The 17,598-nt window shown below is 40.3% G+C and carries 16 protein-coding genes and 1 pseudogene; 10 read left to right on the top strand and 7 right to left on the bottom strand.

What is annotated here, in order from left to right; translation table 11 throughout:
• Positions 1-282: 282 nt before the first annotated feature.
• The gene (locus H5180_RS22530) at positions 283-1,134 is read left to right on the top strand and encodes an HDOD domain-containing protein (protein WP_182759172.1); all 852 of its coding nucleotides are present in this window, start codon (positions 283-285) and stop codon (positions 1,132-1,134) included.
• A 396-nt stretch (positions 1,135-1,530) separates the two neighbouring features.
• Here H5180_RS22530 and H5180_RS22535 read toward each other — a convergent pair whose 3' ends face one another.
• The gene (locus H5180_RS22535; RefSeq protein ID WP_182718992.1) at positions 1,531-1,968 is read right to left on the bottom strand and encodes a DUF4265 domain-containing protein; all 438 of its coding nucleotides are present in this window, start codon (positions 1,966-1,968) and stop codon (positions 1,531-1,533) included.
• A gap of 448 nt (positions 1,969-2,416) precedes the next feature.
• Here H5180_RS22535 and H5180_RS23705 point away from each other — a divergent pair.
• Positions 2,417-2,709, top strand: a pseudogene (locus tag H5180_RS23705) (hypothetical protein); the annotation flags it as partial.
• Between the two features lie 99 nt (positions 2,710-2,808).
• On the opposite strand, the gene H5180_RS22540 reads toward H5180_RS23705, so the two are convergent.
• The 4 genes from H5180_RS22540 to asnS form a co-directional block, all read right to left on the bottom strand.
• A complete protein-coding gene (locus H5180_RS22540) occupies positions 2,809-3,534 on the bottom strand; it encodes a hypothetical protein (RefSeq protein WP_182740119.1) in 726 nt (241 codons plus the stop codon).
• 664 nt (positions 3,535-4,198) lie between these two features.
• Positions 4,199-5,017, bottom strand: coding sequence for a HEPN domain-containing protein (locus tag H5180_RS22545; protein ID WP_182759173.1), 819 nt, complete (start codon positions 5,015-5,017; stop codon positions 4,199-4,201).
• A 356-nt stretch (positions 5,018-5,373) separates the two neighbouring features.
• Positions 5,374-6,915 (bottom strand): methyl-accepting chemotaxis protein, encoded by a 1,542-nt coding sequence (locus H5180_RS22550; RefSeq protein WP_182759174.1) that lies wholly within the window; start codon positions 6,913-6,915, stop codon positions 5,374-5,376.
• Between the two features lie 168 nt (positions 6,916-7,083).
• Positions 7,084-8,481, bottom strand: coding sequence for an asparagine--tRNA ligase (gene asnS, locus H5180_RS22555; RefSeq protein WP_182759175.1), 1,398 nt, complete (start codon positions 8,479-8,481; stop codon positions 7,084-7,086).
• Positions 8,482-8,768: 287 nt separating this feature from the next.
• Between asnS and H5180_RS22560 the strand changes: the two genes are divergently transcribed.
• On the top strand, positions 8,769-9,203 hold the full coding sequence (locus H5180_RS22560) for an AAA family ATPase (protein WP_145233300.1): 435 nt from the start codon (positions 8,769-8,771) through the stop codon (positions 9,201-9,203).
• Between the two features lie 54 nt (positions 9,204-9,257).
• Here the strand turns inward: H5180_RS22560 and bioA are convergent, their stop codons facing one another.
• Positions 9,258-10,547 carry an adenosylmethionine--8-amino-7-oxononanoate transaminase gene (gene bioA, locus H5180_RS22565; protein WP_182759176.1) on the bottom strand — a complete coding sequence of 430 codons (1,290 nt, stop codon included), beginning with the start codon at positions 10,545-10,547 and terminating at the stop codon, positions 9,258-9,260.
• 95 nt (positions 10,548-10,642) lie between these two features.
• Between bioA and bioB the strand changes: the two genes are divergently transcribed.
• The 5 genes from bioB to htpX all read left to right on the top strand — a co-directional run bounded on the left by bioB (position 10,643) and on the right by htpX (position 15,412).
• Positions 10,643-11,683 (top strand): biotin synthase BioB, encoded by a 1,041-nt coding sequence (bioB, locus tag H5180_RS22570; protein ID WP_182759177.1) that lies wholly within the window; start codon positions 10,643-10,645, stop codon positions 11,681-11,683.
• A 54-nt stretch (positions 11,684-11,737) separates the two neighbouring features.
• Complete coding sequence (locus H5180_RS22575) at positions 11,738-12,892, top strand: 8-amino-7-oxononanoate synthase (protein WP_182759178.1); 1,155 nt, start codon at positions 11,738-11,740, stop codon at positions 12,890-12,892.
• Positions 12,889-13,707, top strand: coding sequence for a methyltransferase domain-containing protein (locus H5180_RS22580; protein ID WP_182759179.1), 819 nt, complete (start codon positions 12,889-12,891; stop codon positions 13,705-13,707). Before H5180_RS22575 ends, H5180_RS22580 begins: the two co-directional genes overlap by 4 nt.
• A gap of 18 nt (positions 13,708-13,725) precedes the next feature.
• A complete protein-coding gene (bioD, locus tag H5180_RS22585) occupies positions 13,726-14,409 on the top strand; it encodes a dethiobiotin synthase (protein ID WP_064666215.1) in 684 nt (227 codons plus the stop codon).
• Between the two features lie 139 nt (positions 14,410-14,548).
• On the top strand, positions 14,549-15,412 hold the full coding sequence (gene htpX / locus H5180_RS22590; protein WP_064666216.1) for a protease HtpX: 864 nt from the start codon (positions 14,549-14,551) through the stop codon (positions 15,410-15,412).
• Positions 15,413-15,486: 74 nt separating this feature from the next.
• On the opposite strand, the gene gloA is transcribed toward htpX, so the two are convergent.
• Positions 15,487-16,014, bottom strand: a complete 528-nt coding sequence (gene gloA, locus H5180_RS22595) for a lactoylglutathione lyase (protein ID WP_076918687.1) — start codon at positions 16,012-16,014, stop codon at positions 15,487-15,489.
• Between the two features lie 368 nt (positions 16,015-16,382).
• Here gloA and H5180_RS22600 point away from each other — a divergent pair, with 368 nt between their 5' ends.
• Both H5180_RS22600 and H5180_RS22605 read left to right on the top strand, forming a co-directional pair.
• Complete coding sequence (locus tag H5180_RS22600; RefSeq protein ID WP_145233313.1) at positions 16,383-16,799, top strand: hypothetical protein; 417 nt, start codon at positions 16,383-16,385, stop codon at positions 16,797-16,799.
• 85 nt (positions 16,800-16,884) lie between these two features.
• Positions 16,885-17,325: a hypothetical protein gene (locus tag H5180_RS22605; RefSeq protein ID WP_182759180.1), complete on the top strand. Its 441-nt coding sequence runs from the start codon at positions 16,885-16,887 to the stop codon at positions 17,323-17,325.
• Positions 17,326-17,598: the final 273 nt, after the last annotated feature.

The raw sequence follows: 17,598 nt of genomic DNA on the forward strand, positions 1-17,598 counted from the left end.
ACATTGAGAATTATTTAAGCTGGTTTAGGTTTATGGAAGATAACACTGAGTATTCAGATCAAACATGGATAAAAGAGGCATTATGATATGAATTTTTTATACCCACACTCAACTACAACACAGCCATGTATATACAGTTTTTATTTATCAGTAATAGCTTAACGAATTGGGCTGCAATTCATTTAGCGCTTCCTATTTTAGTTGTCATAGTTGCGATGAACTTCTACTATTAATTATCTATTTGTTCTTATAATGATAAGCACCTTCAGGGATCAAACATACATGATTGAGATAAACGAACAGATACTGAAAGATATAAATAGAAATTTTATTATTCCTCCTAAACCTGAAATATTAACTGAGTTACAAAATTTAATAGCAACTGGCGATGCGCCTATTGCTGATGCTGCTAAGGTAGTGGTAAAAGACTTAGCTATTTCATCAGCAATACTAAAAATAATAAATTCTCCTGCTTATGGCTTATCTCGTACTGTGTCTGATATAAAACAAGCCGTGATGTTTCTTGGTTGGGACGGAGTTAATGTGCTTGCACAGGGCTTGAAATTAAAAGAAATGTTTGCAACCGATAACAGCTGTATTAGCTTAGAAAGATTTTGGGATACTTCAACAGAGATTGCTAATGTAAACATGATGATAGGTCAGCGTCTTAAAAAACAGATAGCCATAGAGCCCTTGTATACGCTTGGGCTTTTTCATGATTGTGGTGTGCCTCCTATGGCAATAAAATATGATAATTATTTAACCGCTTTGCACTGCGCTAATCAAACAGACAAAGAAACTATTATTGAGATTGAAGAGCGTTTATATAAAACAAACCATGCAGTTGTTGGCTATTATTTTGCTAATAGTTGGCATTTACCAAAAGAGATATGTCAGTTAATCCTCAACCACCACAATGCAGCTATTCTTGCTGAGGTGACAGATACAGATGAGCAAATCTGCTTTGCTATTTTGAAAATGTCTGAAAACTTAGTGACTATGGTCAGACGAGGCTCGCCTATACCACAATGGGGTATTATAGAATCAAAAGTCTTAGATGTACTGCATTTGAATGATGATGAGTATTGTGACTTACAAGAGGACGTTATTGATTTTTTAAACAATTTATCATAACTACATTAAGCATTATTTATGGTTAATTAAGGTTTTTTGCTTTCGCCTCAGTCATTGTTTAGTGCCAATGTTAGTCCAGTTTTTAGCACTATATTTCTACTTGCTTGGGCACCTTACTGAGCAGCCTAATAACCTTGAGCCGCTGTTACCCTGGAACATTGAGTAAACTAGGTGTTGTTAGCCATATGCTTACCGTTGAAGCTCGAAAACAAAAGGAATTAACATTGCGCTAGGCAATGACTTAGATTCACAAGGTTTAGTGTCACTGAGAGATATTTGGATCAATATTCATTACGGGAGATGACCCGCCCATTGCACTTCATTTTAATAAAAAGTGCATGATGGGTGGTGTGGGGGCTGGAGGTTATAGACCTACGTCTACCCGATTAGGTTAAATTAATCACCGTGCCTCCAGACTGGAAAAGCATATTCTAAGCCTTGTTCTTCATGTAAATCTAATAGTGGATCTAGTGCATCAAGATCTAGTCCTGGCGGTACATCGACTGACATTAAAGAAAACTGGTTGAGAGTCTCAACTTTACAACCTAGTCGTTTAAGCATATCTATGAAAAAAGTGGTATCTATACCATCATTATTCATAACCCAGATAACAGAATGACCTGACTTTTTTACAACTTTAAATTCAAATATATGCTCATTTACTTCATCAGGAGTAGCAGAAAAAATATCGCCATAAGCCAAATCAGGAACAAAGAAAGGGGCATTAACTAACTTATAGTTACCATTAACTCGCTCGCACCAAGCACCTTCAGCACTTACTGGTGGCCAACCGTTTTCGATATCTAAAGCGAACATTACTTTTTTGGCAGACACTGAACTTCCTTTTTCACCTAACGAGCTTGTAGAATAACTCGTTTTTAATTTATTTTTATTGATGCATTAACCATAGCCGAGTTCCTATTTTGATTCAATCGACAACTGACTTTCACATAAAATATAAAAAAGGATTTGCTGTTGCTTTAATTGGCATTTTGCAAGGTATTACAGTTGGTTTACTGGCTATATTACGGCTTAAGTGGTTTTAATGCAGCCTGTTTGCAGCTTTTCTATATTATGAACTAAGCAATACAGTTGTATTGGGAGTTTACTTTCGTTTGAACCCGTAAGATCAGTTTTTTCATGCCTTTGTTGACCGTAAAATTTCGCTTTTCACCTCAGTAAAGCGGCTCTATAAAACCACGTTGTTTGCCATTCCTTCAAGAAAAACCTGTCGTCGCGCCATTGGACTGTCTATTTTGACCTTTATTTTAATTAGCTAACGGTGGATTTAGATCACTGGATCCGCCGTAGGATAAGAATGTGCTACTGGCGGCAGTGGCGCTCTTTATAAAAAATAGCACGCACTAAAGTACGCAGTTTAATGAAACTGGGTGTCAGCGAACGGCTCGCCATAGCCTGTGGTATCACCAGAACCAAAAGTAGGCGCTTGGAAGCGAAGGACCTTGTAGAAGCCCAAAAACAAAAGGAATTAACATTGCGCTAGGCAATGACTTAGATTCACAAGGTTTAGTGTCATTGAGAGGTATTTGGATCAATATTCATTACGGGAGATGAACCGCCCATTGCACTTCCTGCTAATGAAAAACTCATGATGGGTGGTGTGGGGTCTGGAGGTTATATACCTCCGGCTACCCGATTATACGCAAGCTGCGCTTACTGAATTTCTTGCTGCCAATTAACTTTTTGGTAAACTGATTTTTGATTGAAGTTAGTATTACCAGTAGTCGGACCAACATAATAATACATACCACCTGAGAAACCTGCACCAACAACCGAAGTAAGCTGTGTGGGTAAAGCAGCCACTGCATCTTTAGCATTTAAAAATACATTATTTTCGGGGTAAGCGCTTTTAAGAGACGGATCAGATAAAGATTGTATAGACTGGTTGATGATACGACTTGAAATTGCTTTGTGGGTTTGACCTTTTGCCCAGCCTAACGTTTTTCCAGTAAATATATTAAGTTCATCGCTGTGGCCAGCATAAAATACTTCGTCGCGAATAATTTCACCGTTTACTTCTAAACACCAATCAACAATAACAAAGCTTGCATAACTGGCATTTGTAATAACTTGCGAATAACGGTGAATTTTGGCGTGCACTTTAGCTTTTGTTAATACGTTTGAAGTATTTTGGTTTAGAGTATTTAAGATTGATTGCTGAATTGTATTTTTGTCAGCTGTATCAAAACTTCCCCAATTAAAAGCCCCATATGATTCGTTATCAGCTGTATTTTCATCTGTTATGATTGAAACTGAATTGACGTTAGCACTAAATACTGGAGCGTTTGTTAACAATGGAAACTCAGTTTTACTTGCTGTACCTGTAACTCCGCAACCAGCTAAGATTAGTGATAAAGATAAAAATAGTAGATGTTTCACACGTACTCCATATTTACGTATCGCCGCATCAAGCGGAACCTAACCAACTGTTTAAGTTCCAGTACGCCCGGCATGGGCATTGACTTATGAGGTGAAAGTCCTCTGTAGGAAGATCACCGTTTAAATAGCACACTGTTATTAAACGATAGACACTCGCGAATGGCAAGGGCTAAATCGCGAGAGATAGTCTGAAGGAAGCCGCTAGCATTCTTTATAAAAGTAAGTGCGAGCTGATGAACAAAAAACATCATATGAGGCATAGGCGGAAGACGAGCTAATACAAAATAGCGAAGTCATGTGATCTAACGGCCGCTGTAGGGTAATAATGTGCTACTGGCGGCAATGGCGCTCTTTCCAAAGGAATAGCCCCAAAGTACGCAGTTTAATGAAATTGGGTGTTAGTGAGCGACTCGCCATAGCATGTGGTATCACCAGTACCAAAAGTAGGCGCTTGGAAGCGAAAGCCCTTGTCGAAGCTCAAAAAAAGGAATTAACATTGCGCTAGGCAATAACTACTTAACTTTACAAGGTTTAGTGTCATTGAGAGATATTTGGATCAATATTCATTACGGGAGATGAACCGCCCATTGAAAAGCGCATGGTGGGTGGTGTAGGGGCTGGAGGCCTCCGGCTATCCGATTAGGCGTTTCTCGCATCTAGCCTATTAAGCTTTCTTCAAATGCTGACTCACCTTCGTAGGTAATTTCATTTTTTTCCCAAGCCATTGAAGCACGAATCTTGACCCAAGTGGAGCATGTGTCCCAATGAGGAAATCCAAGGTCGTAACTGCCATAGAGGTACTTATAATGAAATTTTCATTGGGGATTTCTACGAAATCTATGTTCGTCGATTCAAACCATGGGTTGTATTCGTAAAATGCCTCAATAAGGCTTTGATCCATCTTTCTGAGGCTTTCTTGTATCGAAGGCACACCAATCAACTGCCTTAATCCGAAAACATAGCTGTCTAGCGCAAACAAGTAGCCAGAATTAAAATTGACGCCGAAAGAGTTATAACGATTATCAGGATATCCATAAGCTTCAATATTACTGATGAAATCTGATACTGAGAAAATATCAACTGACTCAGAAACAGCTGAATGAATCTTGACTGCTTCATTAGGTTTCGTTTTAACGCTTGAGAGTTGCTTATCTACTGAGCAGGCTTCTTGGTGCAGGGCAACAATGGGATGGCCACGGAACCGCTTTTCATTAACAGCGATTCCCCTCATAAGGAGAAAAGCCTTTAAGTATTTTTCGAGCGCTTGAGACGCAGCCCAGAAGAACGCACGATACATACCTTTTTGCGCTAAAAATCGAGCAGTTACGTAGTCCTCATCGGCGGGTTTAACGAAAGAATCGGTGATGACTTTAACAATGTATTTTTCTATATCAGCCTGCATCGTTTCTGGCAACTTTTCGAAGTGTTCAAGATCGTCTTTACACTTGAAACTGTATATGTAGCTCAATTCTCTCTCATTCATCAAATCCCGAATCCTTGCCTTTTGCCGACTGAACGCTCATTTATCTACTTAATATAGTTTTAACAAATAACCTAAAGCATTACTACCACTAAGTTTTTTAAAGCTTTAAACTGAAGTTTAATAGAGCAATATGCGCGCGTCGCTCATTATCATGAATATATACACAAAGAGCAGTTTGACCAATCAATTAACTATTATATTTAGCCAATCTCAATGACCGGTAATTGCTCAAAGCTGTTATTCAGCTTTAATATTTTTAAGGTTGGGTTTCGTTGCTCTCAACCACAACCTACGATGATACGTTTAACGCTGTTTTTAATACTTATCGCTTACAGCTGACGGCTTACAGCTTCTTTTTAGCTACTTTTAAAACCAATTCTAAAACCGCCCCAGTGTTTGCCATTTACATAAATGGGTACTGATAGGTCATGTAAAATTTCACCTGTATCACGTTTATAGGTTTGCAATAAAAAGCTCTCAGTGTGGCTGCCACAGCGGCTGCCTGTTGCATCGTTGAAAATACGTTTAGTGCGGTTGTTTACTAAATCTTGTTGGTAATTGCCAGTTAGTGGCTGGCTGTAGCGCTTATTGTGGGTAGGGAAGTAACCTTTTTTGTCTACGGCACCAGCAAAAAGAATTTTGTCATTTTCAAGGATAGGCTCTTGAATTGGCGGTAAAATTTTATCGGTTAAAGTATCGTATGGTGTTGTATATTTTGTCGGGTTAGTATTTTTAATTGCTTGATATTCTTGTGAGAACAACTGCTTTTCAGTTAATTGCTTCGTTTCTAGCAACTCAGTAAATTTTACCGCGATTGCATTGCTTGCCGTTGTTGCTGCCTTGAGTATAGGCTTGAAAAAGGCATTGTGTTCAACTTTACTGAGCTCTCTAAAGATGGTTTCAGATCCTATCGATAACATAGCTGCTTGTGATGAAATTGAGTTACCTTTGGTTGCTATTTCAGCTAGCAAATGGCTGATACTTGATACAGAGGTATTTATTTGTGTGGTTGCTTGTTGAAAAGCAGATACTGCTTGCTGCATGTTTTCTAAGGTTGATGATGAGTCTGTAATATCATGATTTATCGTTAAAAATGCTTGGGTAACATTTTCGAGTTCGGTTTTCACTTCATCACTTTGTAAAGAAACCTGTTTCATATCATCATTTGTTTGCACGCTATTAGTATTGATCTCAGTTAGCATCTGTGCAATTTGTTTAGTGGCTTGATTGGTTTTATTGGCAAGATTACGTACTTCATCGGCAACTACAGCAAAGCCTCTGCCTTGTTCACCCGCTCGTGCTGCTTCTATGGCGGCATTTAATGCCAGTAAATTAGTTTGCTCAGCAATGGTTTGAATAACTTGGGTAATGCTTTGAATATCAGTTGCACTTTTTAATAATAAATCTAACTTACTTGCGACGTTAGTAATTGAGTTAGACAACGAATCAATTTGTTGTGTGGCTATTTGCAAGCGTTGCTCTGCTGATGTTGATGCCTGAGATGTTTGCAACATTGCTGCATTTACGATGGTGATACTATTAGTGAGTTCACTACTGTTATGGGATAACGCCTGTGTTGCAGCGCTAACCGATTCGCTTTCACTGTAACAACCATCAATTTCTTTAGTTAGGCTATCTACATAGAATCCGACTTCTGCTGCACCAATTGCATTTTGAGAGGTTGCCACTGTGATGTTTTGAGCAACATTGCTGAGTTGGGGCTGTTTATTAATGTCTGACGCAGGGTTTGGTTTTTTGTCAGTTAACTTGGCTGTAAAAGCGAATAGAGCAGTAAAAATTGCAATGATTAGCGCCGCGACTATCGATAGTTGCTCGAAGTAATATAGAAAACCAATACTGACAGCGAAGAGTGTATAGCATAGCGATTTTAAATTCATTCCATTGACCTTTGTTGAGTTGTAATTTTCAGTCTTAAATATAAAGCACAGAAAATCAATTAATAAAAGGTCTAATAGGGAAGTCGACTGATTGACTTAGCAAAAAAAAAGCCAACCCTAAGGTTGGCTTTTGCAGTAATCTATTGCAGTAATGAGCATCAACTCATTTTAGTAAGTTGCACTGCCTTTGGTACGAGGGAAGGCGATTACGTCACGTACGTTGCCCATACCCGTTACATAGGCAACTAAACGTTCAAAACCTAGGCCAAAACCTGAGTGTGGTACAGTGCCGTATTTACGTAGGTCGCGATACCAGCTGTAGTCTTCTTTGTTTAAGCCCATTTCTTCTAAACGTGCATCAAGTACATCAAGACGTTCTTCACGTTGTGAACCACCAATGATCTCGCCAATACCTGGTGCTACAACGTCCATTGCAGCAACGGTTTTGCCGTCTTCATTTTGGCGCATGTAGAATGCTTTAATATCACGTGGGTAGTTTTTAATAACTACCGGTGCTTTAAAGTGCTCTTCTGCTAAGTAACGCTCGTGCTCAGATTGTAAGTCAACACCCCATTCAACGGCGTATTCAAATTTCTTACCACAGCTTTTAAGAATTTCTACTGCATCAGTGTAATCAACTTGTGCAAAATCTTTTTCAACAAATTCTTCTAGGCGCGTGATAGCAGTTTTCTCAACACGTTGAGCAAAAAACTCCATATCATCACGACGTTCTTCAAGCACCGCTTTGAACACATACTTAAGCATGTTTTCAGCAAGTTTGGCGATATCTTCAAGATCAGCAAAGGCAACTTCTGGCTCGACCATCCAAAACTCTGCCAAGTGGCGAGAAGTATTTGAATTCTCTGCACGGAAAGTCGGGCCAAAAGTATAAATTTTTGACATCGCTGAGGCGTAAGTCTCACCATTTAACTGACCTGATACAGTAAGGAATGCTTCTTTACCGAAGAAGTCTTCGCTGTAATCAACATCGCCTTTATCTGTACGTGGCAAGTTTTGCATATCAAGCGTTGATACGCGGAACATTTCGCCTGCACCTTCACAGTCACTTGCGGTGATGATAGGGGTGCTGATCCAGTAATAACCTTGCTCATGGTAGAAACGGTGAATAGCTTGCGCTAAACAGTTACGTACACGTGTTACCGCACCAATCATATTGGTACGTGGGCGAAGGTGAGCGTGCTCACGTAAATACTCAATGCTGTGGCGTTTTGCCGACATTGGGTATGAGTCTGGGTTTTCTACCCAACCAAGTACCTGTACGCTATTTGCTTGAATTTCGAAAGATTGACCTTGGCCTGCTGATTGTACTAAAACACCAGTAACTGACACAGAGCAACCGGCTGTTAGGCTAGTAACTTCATCATAATTATTTAGTGAATTAGGTACTACCGCTTGAATAGGATCAAAACACGAACCGTCATGAACGGCTAAAAATGAAATTCCTGCTTTTGAATCGCGGCGTGTACGGATCCAGCCTTTAATTGTTACTTGGCTGTCTGCCGCAACCTTGCCTTTTAATAGCTCTGAAATCGCTAAGTGGCTCATCTTCACTCCAATGATATAAGTTGCCTACATTAATATGTGCGCTATTGCACTTGAACGGTGTATCTTACCTTTGAATGTAAAATAAAAAAACATTCAAAAGTAACTCTTTGCTTATTCTTTTGCATTTTTGTGGTTTTTTGTCGTTTAAAACCTAGAACTTTAATTTTTTGTGATAAGAAACAACTTAGATCAAAATTTAAAGGCGATTTTCACTGCGATAAAAACGGGTTTTGTGGCATTATATGCAATTACGATATTTAAACTAACTTGCTAAACATATAGGTATTATGAAACAAGTCTTTATTTTACGTGGTTTACCAGGGTGTGGTAAGTCTTATTATGCGCAAAACCTAGCCGATGAAATGGTAGCGGGCGATCAAAGCCAATACTTAATTTGTTCGACCGATGATTATTTTTATAATGAGCAAGGGGAGTATCAGTTTGATAAGTTCAAACTGTCGCAATACCACAATTTAAATTTAGCTCGTTTTATAAATGCGTTAGCGCAAGAAATCCCACTTATTATTGTTGATAATACTAACATCAAGAAATGGGAATTTATTGCTTATAGCCAAGCCGCTGTTGCACTAGGCTACCAAGTTAAAGAAGTGATTGTGGGTGAAGTAAAAGACAAATCAATGCAACACCTGTACGCCAAACGTAATAGCCATAACATTCCACTGAAAATGATCAGCAAAATGGCTTATATGTTTGAGTGGTAATAATTACCCAAATTACGATTAGGTTGGGTAATTATTTGGGGTCTTGATGATATGCTAATAATGTTTTCCGGCAATTGCGGCGTAAATGGCGTTAGCTAATGTGGTGATATCGCCTGAACAACTAATATACGGTGGCATTAAATAGATAAGCTTACCAAAAGGGCGGATCCATACATTTTTACTAACAAAGAAAGCTTGTATCTTTGCTACATCGATAACAGTATCGAGTTCAACCACACCAATTGCTCCTAACGTTCTTACATCAACAACATGCTCAAGATCATTACAACGGTGTAATGCTTGCAGCGCATCGTTTAGGTGGGCTATTTGTGCTTGCCAGTCTTGCTCAAGTAATAAATCAATACTCGCACAAGCCACTGCGCAGGCCAATGGATTGCCCATAAATGTTGGGCCATGCATTAATACCCCAGCTTCACCTTCGCTGATACCAATGGCAATTTTATCTGTGGTTAATGTTGCAGATAACGTCATCATGCCACCTGTGAGTGCTTTACCTATGCATAAAATATCTGGCTCAATATCAGCATGTTCTACGGCAAATAGCTTACCTGTGCGGCCAAACCCTGTGGCTATTTCATCACAAATTAATAATACACCGTAACGATCGCATAGTTCACGCACGGTTCTTAAATACTCAGGATGATAGAAGTTCATTCCCCCTGCATTTTGTACAATTGGCTCGATGATAAAAGCTGCAACATGCTGATGATGTTCTTCGAAATACTGTGCAAGGTGGTGTGCTTCTTGTTTATCGAACTGTTGTCCAAACTGAGTCTTTGGTGCAGGCACAAATACATGCTCAGGTAAAAAGCCTTGATATAAAGAGTGCATAGAATTAATAGGATCACATACGCTCATCGCAGCGAAGGTATCGCCATGATAGCCTTTATAAGGCGTCATCAGTTTTTGTTTGCTGGTTACTCCTTGACTAAGCCAATATTGCAAAGCCATTTTTATCGCCACTTCAACACTTACCGAGCCGCTGTCGGCTAAAAATACTTTTTGCAACTTACTCGGGGTTATTGCAACCAGCTTTTTACAGAGCTCTACTGCTGGCTGGTGGGTTATGCCACCAAACATTACATGGCTCATTTTATCTACTTGCTCAACCACTGCATTTTTCAATACCGGATGACCATAACCATGAATAGCACTCCACCAAGAGGCCATACCATCTATTAGCACTTCGCCGGTGGCAAGGAAAATTCGATTATCGCGAGTGTGGCTAACAGGGTATACAGGCAACGGCTGGATCATTGATGTGTATGGATGCCAAATGTGCTGACGATCAAAATCAATGTCTATCGTTTGTTTTTTGTTCATATGTAAACTTTAACTAAGTGGGCTTCGTTGACAATGGTACGGCAATACGTATTCTAAGCCAATAACACCAAGAGCAAAAAATAAAAGAGAGTATTATGGAGCTTGCAACAGTTCGACACGATTGGACCCACAGTGAGGTGAAAGCCTTATTTGAAATGCCATTTAACGATTTATTATTTAAAGCCGCCTCTGTGCATCGCGCTAATTTTAATCCAAACGAAGTACAAATTTCTACGTTGTTATCTATTAAAACCGGTGCATGCCCAGAAGACTGTAAATATTGCCCGCAATCGGGGCATTACAAAACTGATTTAGAACGCGAGCGCCTAATAGAAGTAGAAAAAGTGGTAGAGCAAGCGCGGTTAGCAAAACAAAAAGGCGCCACCCGTTTTTGTATGGGGGCTGCATGGTCAGATCCAAAAGACAGAGACATGCCATACATTTCGCAAATGGTAAAAGAAGTAAAAGCCCTTGGCCTTGAAACCTGTATGACTTTAGGCATGTTAAATAACGAAAAAGCCCATGAACTGCGTGATGCTGGCCTTGATTACTATAACCACAACCTAGACACCTCACCTGAATACTATGAGCAAATTATATCAACTCGGACATTCCAAGATCGTTTAGACACCATTGGTAATGTGCGAGACGCTGGTATGAAAGTCTGCTCCGGCGGTATTGTCGGTATGGGTGAGCAAGCAAGCGACCGCTATGGCTTATTAATGCAGTTAGCTAATTTACCCCAGCAGCCCGAAAGCGTGCCAATTAATATGCTAGTAAAGGTAAAAGGGACACCGCTTGAAAATGTTGATGACTTAGATCAGTTTGAGTTTATTCGTACCATTGCCACAGCACGTATTATGATGCCGCATAGCTACGTACGTTTATCGGCAGGGCGCACTGCAATGAACGAGCAAATGCAGTCAATGTGCTTTTTTGCCGGTGCAAACTCTATATTTTATGGCGATAAACTATTAACAACAGAAAATCCAGAAGCCGATGCCGACATGCAATTAATTAAAAAGCTCGGGATGAACCCAGAAACACGCCACGATTATTCAGACGAGGCCTATGCTGCATCGTTATCGTCAGCGGTCGCAGATAAAGCAACCTCTGAGATGTTTTACGAAGCGTAAAGCGCTTAGTACTATGGTATGGTTTGAAGTATCGCGTTGCAGGTTAAAGCATTTATGTCATTTGAATTTATAAACACCCATTTAGATGAACGCAAAGCACAACAGCTCTTGCGTAAACGCTATGTAGTGCAAAGCGCAACAGCGCGCACTATTACGGTTAATGATAAAACCTACCTTAACTTTGCGAGTAACGATTACTTAGGGTTTGGCGATTCGCCGGTGGAGTTAACCAGCGCGCCATTATTAGGTAGCCACAGCTCAGCACTAGTGACGGGTTATCAACAACCACAGCAAGCGCTTGAGCATGCTTTATGTAGTGCTTTGGGTTATGAGGCAGGCATGTTGTTTAATTCGGGCTTTAGTGCAAATAGTAGTGTTATTAAAGCCTTGTTTCAAGATAAAGCGACAGCGCAACACAGTGCTATTTTTCAAGATAAACTCAATCACGCTAGTTTAATTGATGGCGCATTACACGCCAACGCAGCTTTAATACGCTTTAACCATAACGATATAAACCATTTACGCTCACGGCTAGAAAAATCAAAAGCGCGCAATAAGCTCATCGTATCTGAAGGTGTGTTCTCCATGGATGGTGATACCGCGCCAATTAAAGCGCTATTTACCTTAGCAAAGCAGCATAACGCCTGGTTAATGATAGACGACGCCCATGGTTTTGGTGTTTTAGGAAAATCGGGGCTTGGCAGTTGTGAAGCCTTAATTGCAGCCGACACCTTGCCCGATATTTTAGTGATCACCTTTGGTAAAGCGGTTGCTAGTAGCGGGGCGTGCGTATTAGGTTCGCGGCATTTTATAGATTACATGCTGCAGTTTAATCGTGATTATACCTACTCAACCGCTATGTCACCGTTTATTGCCGCTCATACTTTGGCACGTATTAAAAGCATAAGAGACGCCAACGACAGGCGAGCCAAATTAAACGCTAATATTGCGCTGTTTAAACGCCTAGCAAAAGAGCAGCACATTGCGTTAATGGAATCAAACACCGCGATTCAACCGATTGTTTTAGGCTGCGCCGAGCAAACGTTAAAAGCCAGTGAGCAACTAAAGCAGCAGGGCATTTGGCTAACGGCTATTCGCCCGCCAACTGTTTTACACAATACCTCGCGTTTGCGTATTACCTTAAGTGCAGCCCACACCCATGACGATATAAAACAGCTCGTTGGTAGTTTACAAAAGGTCATTTCATGATAAGCCCGCAGGCAATTAAAACTAAGCCACTTAGCCCCACTACAGTGTATTTAGCTACTCAGGCTTTAAAAAAAACCACAGCGCATAACTTTTCAAAAGCAGCAAATAGTTACAGCCAGCATGCCAATGTGCAAAAACAAGCGGCAAATGATTTATTTAAACTTATTAGTGCAAACCCTAAAAAGCTCTGTGTTGACCTAGGCGCAGGGCCGCTTGTAAATAGTCAGGCTTTAAAGGCATTATTTGGCCAAGTTGTTGCCATAGATTTAAGTTTTAACATGCTAAAAAGCAGTAATTTAAACACCCCTAAACTGTGCGCCGATATGGATAACTTACCGCTGCAAGCTAACAGTATTGATGTGCTATTTAGTAATTTTGCGCTGCAGTGGTCTGCTAATTTTGAAATCTTAATGCACTCGCTTTACCAAGCATTAAAACCAGGCGGGCAAGCCTATATTAGTACGGTTGTTGCAGGGTCATTAAACGAAATAAAAACCGCCTTTGCAGCGCTTGATTCACATAATCATATTAATCAGTTTGCAAGCCATAATAATATAAACCAATCGGTCGAAAAGTCAGGGTTTAAGATCAACGCCTCAAAAAAAGTCATTTATACCGATCAACACAGCAGTGCATTAGCGGCTATAAAATCGATTAAAGCCATTGGTGCCACCACACAAAATCATGCAACAAGTCGTCGTGGTTTATTAACTAAATCAGCACTAAAAAAAGTCTGTGATGCCTATCCGCTTGTAAACAATAAAGCCCATGTATCTTACCATGTAGTATTGTTATCATTAGAAAAAGCCCAGTAAAAATAATAAGGCGATGCCATGAACCAGTTTTTTATTACCGGTACCGATACCGACGCCGGTAAAACTCATGTAACCAGTTTGCTGCTAAAGTTACTCGCACAACATAAAAAGCGCGCAATAGGTTTTAAGCCGATTGCCTCTGGGTGTGAAATGGCGTTTGAGCAGCTCGTAAACGCCGATGCGCTAATGCTAATGGAAAGTGCCACAGTCAGCGCTAAATACGACATAATTAACCCATTTGCATTTGCGCCGCCAATAGCTCCCCACATAGCTGCAGAGCAAGCGGGTATAAACATAACAGTAGAAAAGCTGAGCATGGCTTATCAACATGTTAAGCAACAAGGCGCAGATTACCTGTTAACAGAAGGCGCGGGTGGTTGGGCTTTACCTATTAATAATAACGAGTATTTATACGACTGGGTAAAAGCAGAGCAACTGCCAGTAATATTAGTGGTCGGGATGAAACTAGGCTGTATAAATCATGCATTACTCACGGCAGCACATATGCAAAGTATGGGGGTTAATTGCATTGGCTGGATTGCTAACCAAGTTGATGCCACTATGGATGAATACCAAGCAAACCTAGATTCACTGAAAACACGTTTACCATTTCCACTGCTTGCCATTAGCCCATACACAGAGCAAACCCCTAAATTACAAATTTATAAAACCCTGCTTGAAAAATTATCAATAAATCCATAAATAACCCTTGTGTTGTGACATAGTTTGTCACAGAATAGCGCTGACGTTATGACATAGTGTGTCATAACGCAGTGATTGCTCAAAGCCGATCAAACATAGTAAATCGCTCAGCAATAAATGTTATTTTTGGAGAACTCGTATGAAACGTGTATTTTTGTTTTTATTAACTAACCTCGCGGTTATGTTGGTATTAGGTGTGGTGCTTTCAATCATAATGAGTGCGCTGGGCTTAAGCCATCGTAGCCTTGGCGGAATTTTACTAATTGCGACTGTATTTGGTTTTGGTGGATCGTTTATTTCGTTATTTATGTCGAAATGGATCGCAAAAAAATCAACCGGTGCGCAAGTGATCACCCAACCTCGTACCGAAACCGAACAATGGCTGGTAAACACTGTGGCTGCTCAAGCTAAAAAAGCCGGCATTAACATGCCAGAAGTGGCGATTTACGACAGCCCAGAAATGAACGCCTTTGCAACCGGCCCAAGTAAAAATAATTCGTTGGTGGCGGTAAGTACGGGTTTATTACATAACATGAGCCAAGATCAAGCAGAAGCCGTACTGGCGCACGAAGTATCGCATGTTGCTAATGGCGACATGGTAACGCTAACGCTTATTCAAGGTGTGGTTAATACTTTTGTTATTTTTGCCGCGAAAGTGCTGGCTGGCATTGTAGATAACTTTATCAATAGCGATGAAGAAGAGGGCGGCAGCAGCTGGACTTACTTCTTATTCGATATGTTATTCCAAGTATTATTTGGTGTATTGGCAAGCATAGTGGTTGCCCATTACAGCCGAAAACGTGAATTTGCAGCCGATAACGGCGCAGCTCAGTTGGTAGGCGCAGATAAAATGCGTTCAGCCCTTGAGCGATTAAAGCAAAACCACCCATCGCAATTAGAAGGCTCAATGATGGCCTTTGGTATTGCCAGTGGTAAAGGCATGGCTGAGTTGTTTTCATCTCACCCACCGCTTGACGCACGAATAGACGCACTACGTCGTTAAAAAAATTCAAGTTTTTCACAGTACTTGTAAACAAAAAGCCTGCATTTGCAGGCTTTTTTATGTTTAATGTTTTTTTATTGCGATTGAATAATGTCAGTAATGCCCTCTGGCGAGAGTATTTCAATCCAGTAACCGTCTGGGTCTTTAATAAAGGCGAGACCTTTCATTGAGCCGCCATCTGGCTGTTTTACAAACTCCACATCGTACTTAGCAAAGCGCTCACAGGCTGCGTATACATCGGGTACGCTAATACCAATATGGCCAAAGCCTTTTGGTTCTTCATTACCACTATGATAACCGCTAAAGCTGTCGTCGTTTTCAGTGCCCCAGTTATGGGTAAGCTCAATGAGTGCAGGGCGGCGAAACACCCACTGGGTTTTTTCTTTATCATCACCCTTTGGCATGTCTTGTTCGTAGCCTAAAAAGTACAAAGTAAACTCCATACCAGGAAAGTCATACTTTCCTAATAGTTTCATGCCCAATACGTTTTCATAAAATGCCAGCGACGGTTTTGGATCTTTAATACGCAACATAGTTTGCTGCATCACATAGCCTTCAGTGGCCTGTGCAATTTGCTCTGGAGATTCATTATAGCTAGACATGAGATAATCCTTAATAAAATGACTGAAAAAACCTTAATGGATTTAAAAAGGCAGGGTGTGCGCTCATAATAATCAACAGCAGCAAAAATTAAAACCACCGAGCTAAATTACCAGCCAGTGAGCTGAATGTTTTATAAGCAAAAAAATGGCATATTTAGCGATACTGTTTATTTATACAGTTCCTGATGTTTTGTCCAATATTACTGATCACCACCATTTTGGGGTATTTCTGCATTTATGAAGTATGGCCTGAAGTTAACTAGCTGTTTACAGGTGTTTATTTGAGGGCTAAGATAAATGCAATGTATATATGGACATTTGTCGGTTTATAAAACGACAAATGTCGTAGACAAAGTTGTTAAATGCCTATGAAGAAAATCATCGCTAATATTTTTACCAGCGCCATTTATTCCTCGTTCTTGGGTAGCGTGGTGGTCTTTATTGGTATGGTTGCATCGTTCTTGGCTGGTGGGTGGGATTTTATAGGTGGCGCAATTGGTGGAGCTATACTGTTTTACTTTATTACAGCTATTTTTTCATGCGTTATAGCAACAGTTGTTGCTGGGCCAATTTACGTTGTACTCACTAAATATAAGCTTGCCAACTATTACACGGCATTTTTGCTAGGTCTTACTGTTACATTCTTTTGCTTTGGGTTTTCCACCTCGCTAGAGAATCTATATTGGAATTTGGCCGGTGGTATTACTGGTTTGCTGTTCCACTACCACTATATTAATAAGCCTAGTTGGGTGGGGAGTCCGCATTTAACAAAGCCATCAAATTGACGTCTTTTCCGTCGCTTTTTTGGTGGTTTAACGCTACGCTACCACAAAAAAAATCAACTACAAAGCCGCAATTTATGGCGGCGTTATGAGCCATATGAATAACTTACTAATTTGTAGCCTGATAATTCTGTTGGTTAGTTGCACAACCATAAAAAATGTTTCAGATAGTTCTCAATTTGAAGGTGACATAGGCATAAAGTATTTAGAAAAGAACGCTTTCATTTGCACTGTTGATAATAATGCAATGTTTACGAAAGGCTTACCCGTTAACGAGCTATATGAAAACCATGGTTTCAAATCCTGTCCTCGCGGAATGGATGTTGCGTCCCTTCTAAAGGGGGCTGAAATTAAAGTTTCAGAGGCTTCTCATAGCTCACACTTCGGTTTAGTGTCTTATACAGATCATTGGTATTTTGTTGGTTCCGCCGACATTGGCGGTAAAATGGTGAGTTTTTATTACTACTTAGGGTTAACTACTGATGGAAAACCTCCTGTGAACTATAAGAATAATTTGTTGTGGCACTAGCAAAAGCTCATAACAAGGCCAGCCAGCATCGCTCCCTACGGTCGCTGGACCTCGTTTCACTCGGCCGCTGCTGGCGGCGTTGGTATGACTCCCACTGTCAAGTTAAACACACAGATTCTTGCCTAACTTTTTAAGCCATAATTACTTCAGCTCGAATTAGAGCGAGTTAATACATAGGATGAAGCAAGTAATTTCGTCGGTTATCTTGCTGATATGACTACAGGCGTCCTGCCTTTCGTGAATCAGCTGCGCTGTTCAAAATTGTTCCTGACA

The sequence above is a fragment of the Pseudoalteromonas sp. SR41-4 genome (genome assembly GCF_014163985.1).
In the GTDB taxonomy this organism is placed as follows: Bacteria; Pseudomonadota; Gammaproteobacteria; order Enterobacterales; family Alteromonadaceae; genus Pseudoalteromonas; species Pseudoalteromonas rhizosphaerae.

Excerpts from the sequence above, each read along its gene's own strand:
- H5180_RS22530 (WP_182759172.1), top strand. The coding sequence starts at position 283 with ATGATTGAGATAAACGAACAGATACTGAAAGATATAAATAGAAATTTT.
- H5180_RS22545 (WP_182759173.1), bottom strand. The coding sequence starts at position 5,017 with ATGAATGAGAGAGAATTGAGCTACATATACAGTTTCAAGTGTAAAGAC.
- H5180_RS22550 (WP_182759174.1), bottom strand. The coding sequence starts at position 6,915 with ATGAATTTAAAATCGCTATGCTATACACTCTTCGCTGTCAGTATTGGT.
- asnS (WP_182759175.1), bottom strand. The coding sequence starts at position 8,481 with ATGAGCCACTTAGCGATTTCAGAGCTATTAAAAGGCAAGGTTGCGGCA.
- H5180_RS22560 (WP_145233300.1), top strand. The coding sequence starts at position 8,769 with ATGAAACAAGTCTTTATTTTACGTGGTTTACCAGGGTGTGGTAAGTCT.
- bioA (WP_182759176.1), bottom strand. The coding sequence starts at position 10,547 with ATGAACAAAAAACAAACGATAGACATTGATTTTGATCGTCAGCACATT.
- bioB (WP_182759177.1), top strand. The coding sequence starts at position 10,643 with ATGGAGCTTGCAACAGTTCGACACGATTGGACCCACAGTGAGGTGAAA.
- H5180_RS22575 (WP_182759178.1), top strand. The coding sequence starts at position 11,738 with ATGTCATTTGAATTTATAAACACCCATTTAGATGAACGCAAAGCACAA.
- H5180_RS22580 (WP_182759179.1), top strand. The coding sequence starts at position 12,889 with ATGATAAGCCCGCAGGCAATTAAAACTAAGCCACTTAGCCCCACTACA.
- bioD (WP_064666215.1), top strand. The coding sequence starts at position 13,726 with ATGAACCAGTTTTTTATTACCGGTACCGATACCGACGCCGGTAAAACT.
- htpX (WP_064666216.1), top strand. The coding sequence starts at position 14,549 with ATGAAACGTGTATTTTTGTTTTTATTAACTAACCTCGCGGTTATGTTG.
- gloA (WP_076918687.1), bottom strand. The coding sequence starts at position 16,014 with ATGTCTAGCTATAATGAATCTCCAGAGCAAATTGCACAGGCCACTGAA.
- H5180_RS22600 (WP_145233313.1), top strand. The coding sequence starts at position 16,383 with ATGAAGAAAATCATCGCTAATATTTTTACCAGCGCCATTTATTCCTCG.
- H5180_RS22605 (WP_182759180.1), top strand. The coding sequence starts at position 16,885 with ATGAGCCATATGAATAACTTACTAATTTGTAGCCTGATAATTCTGTTG.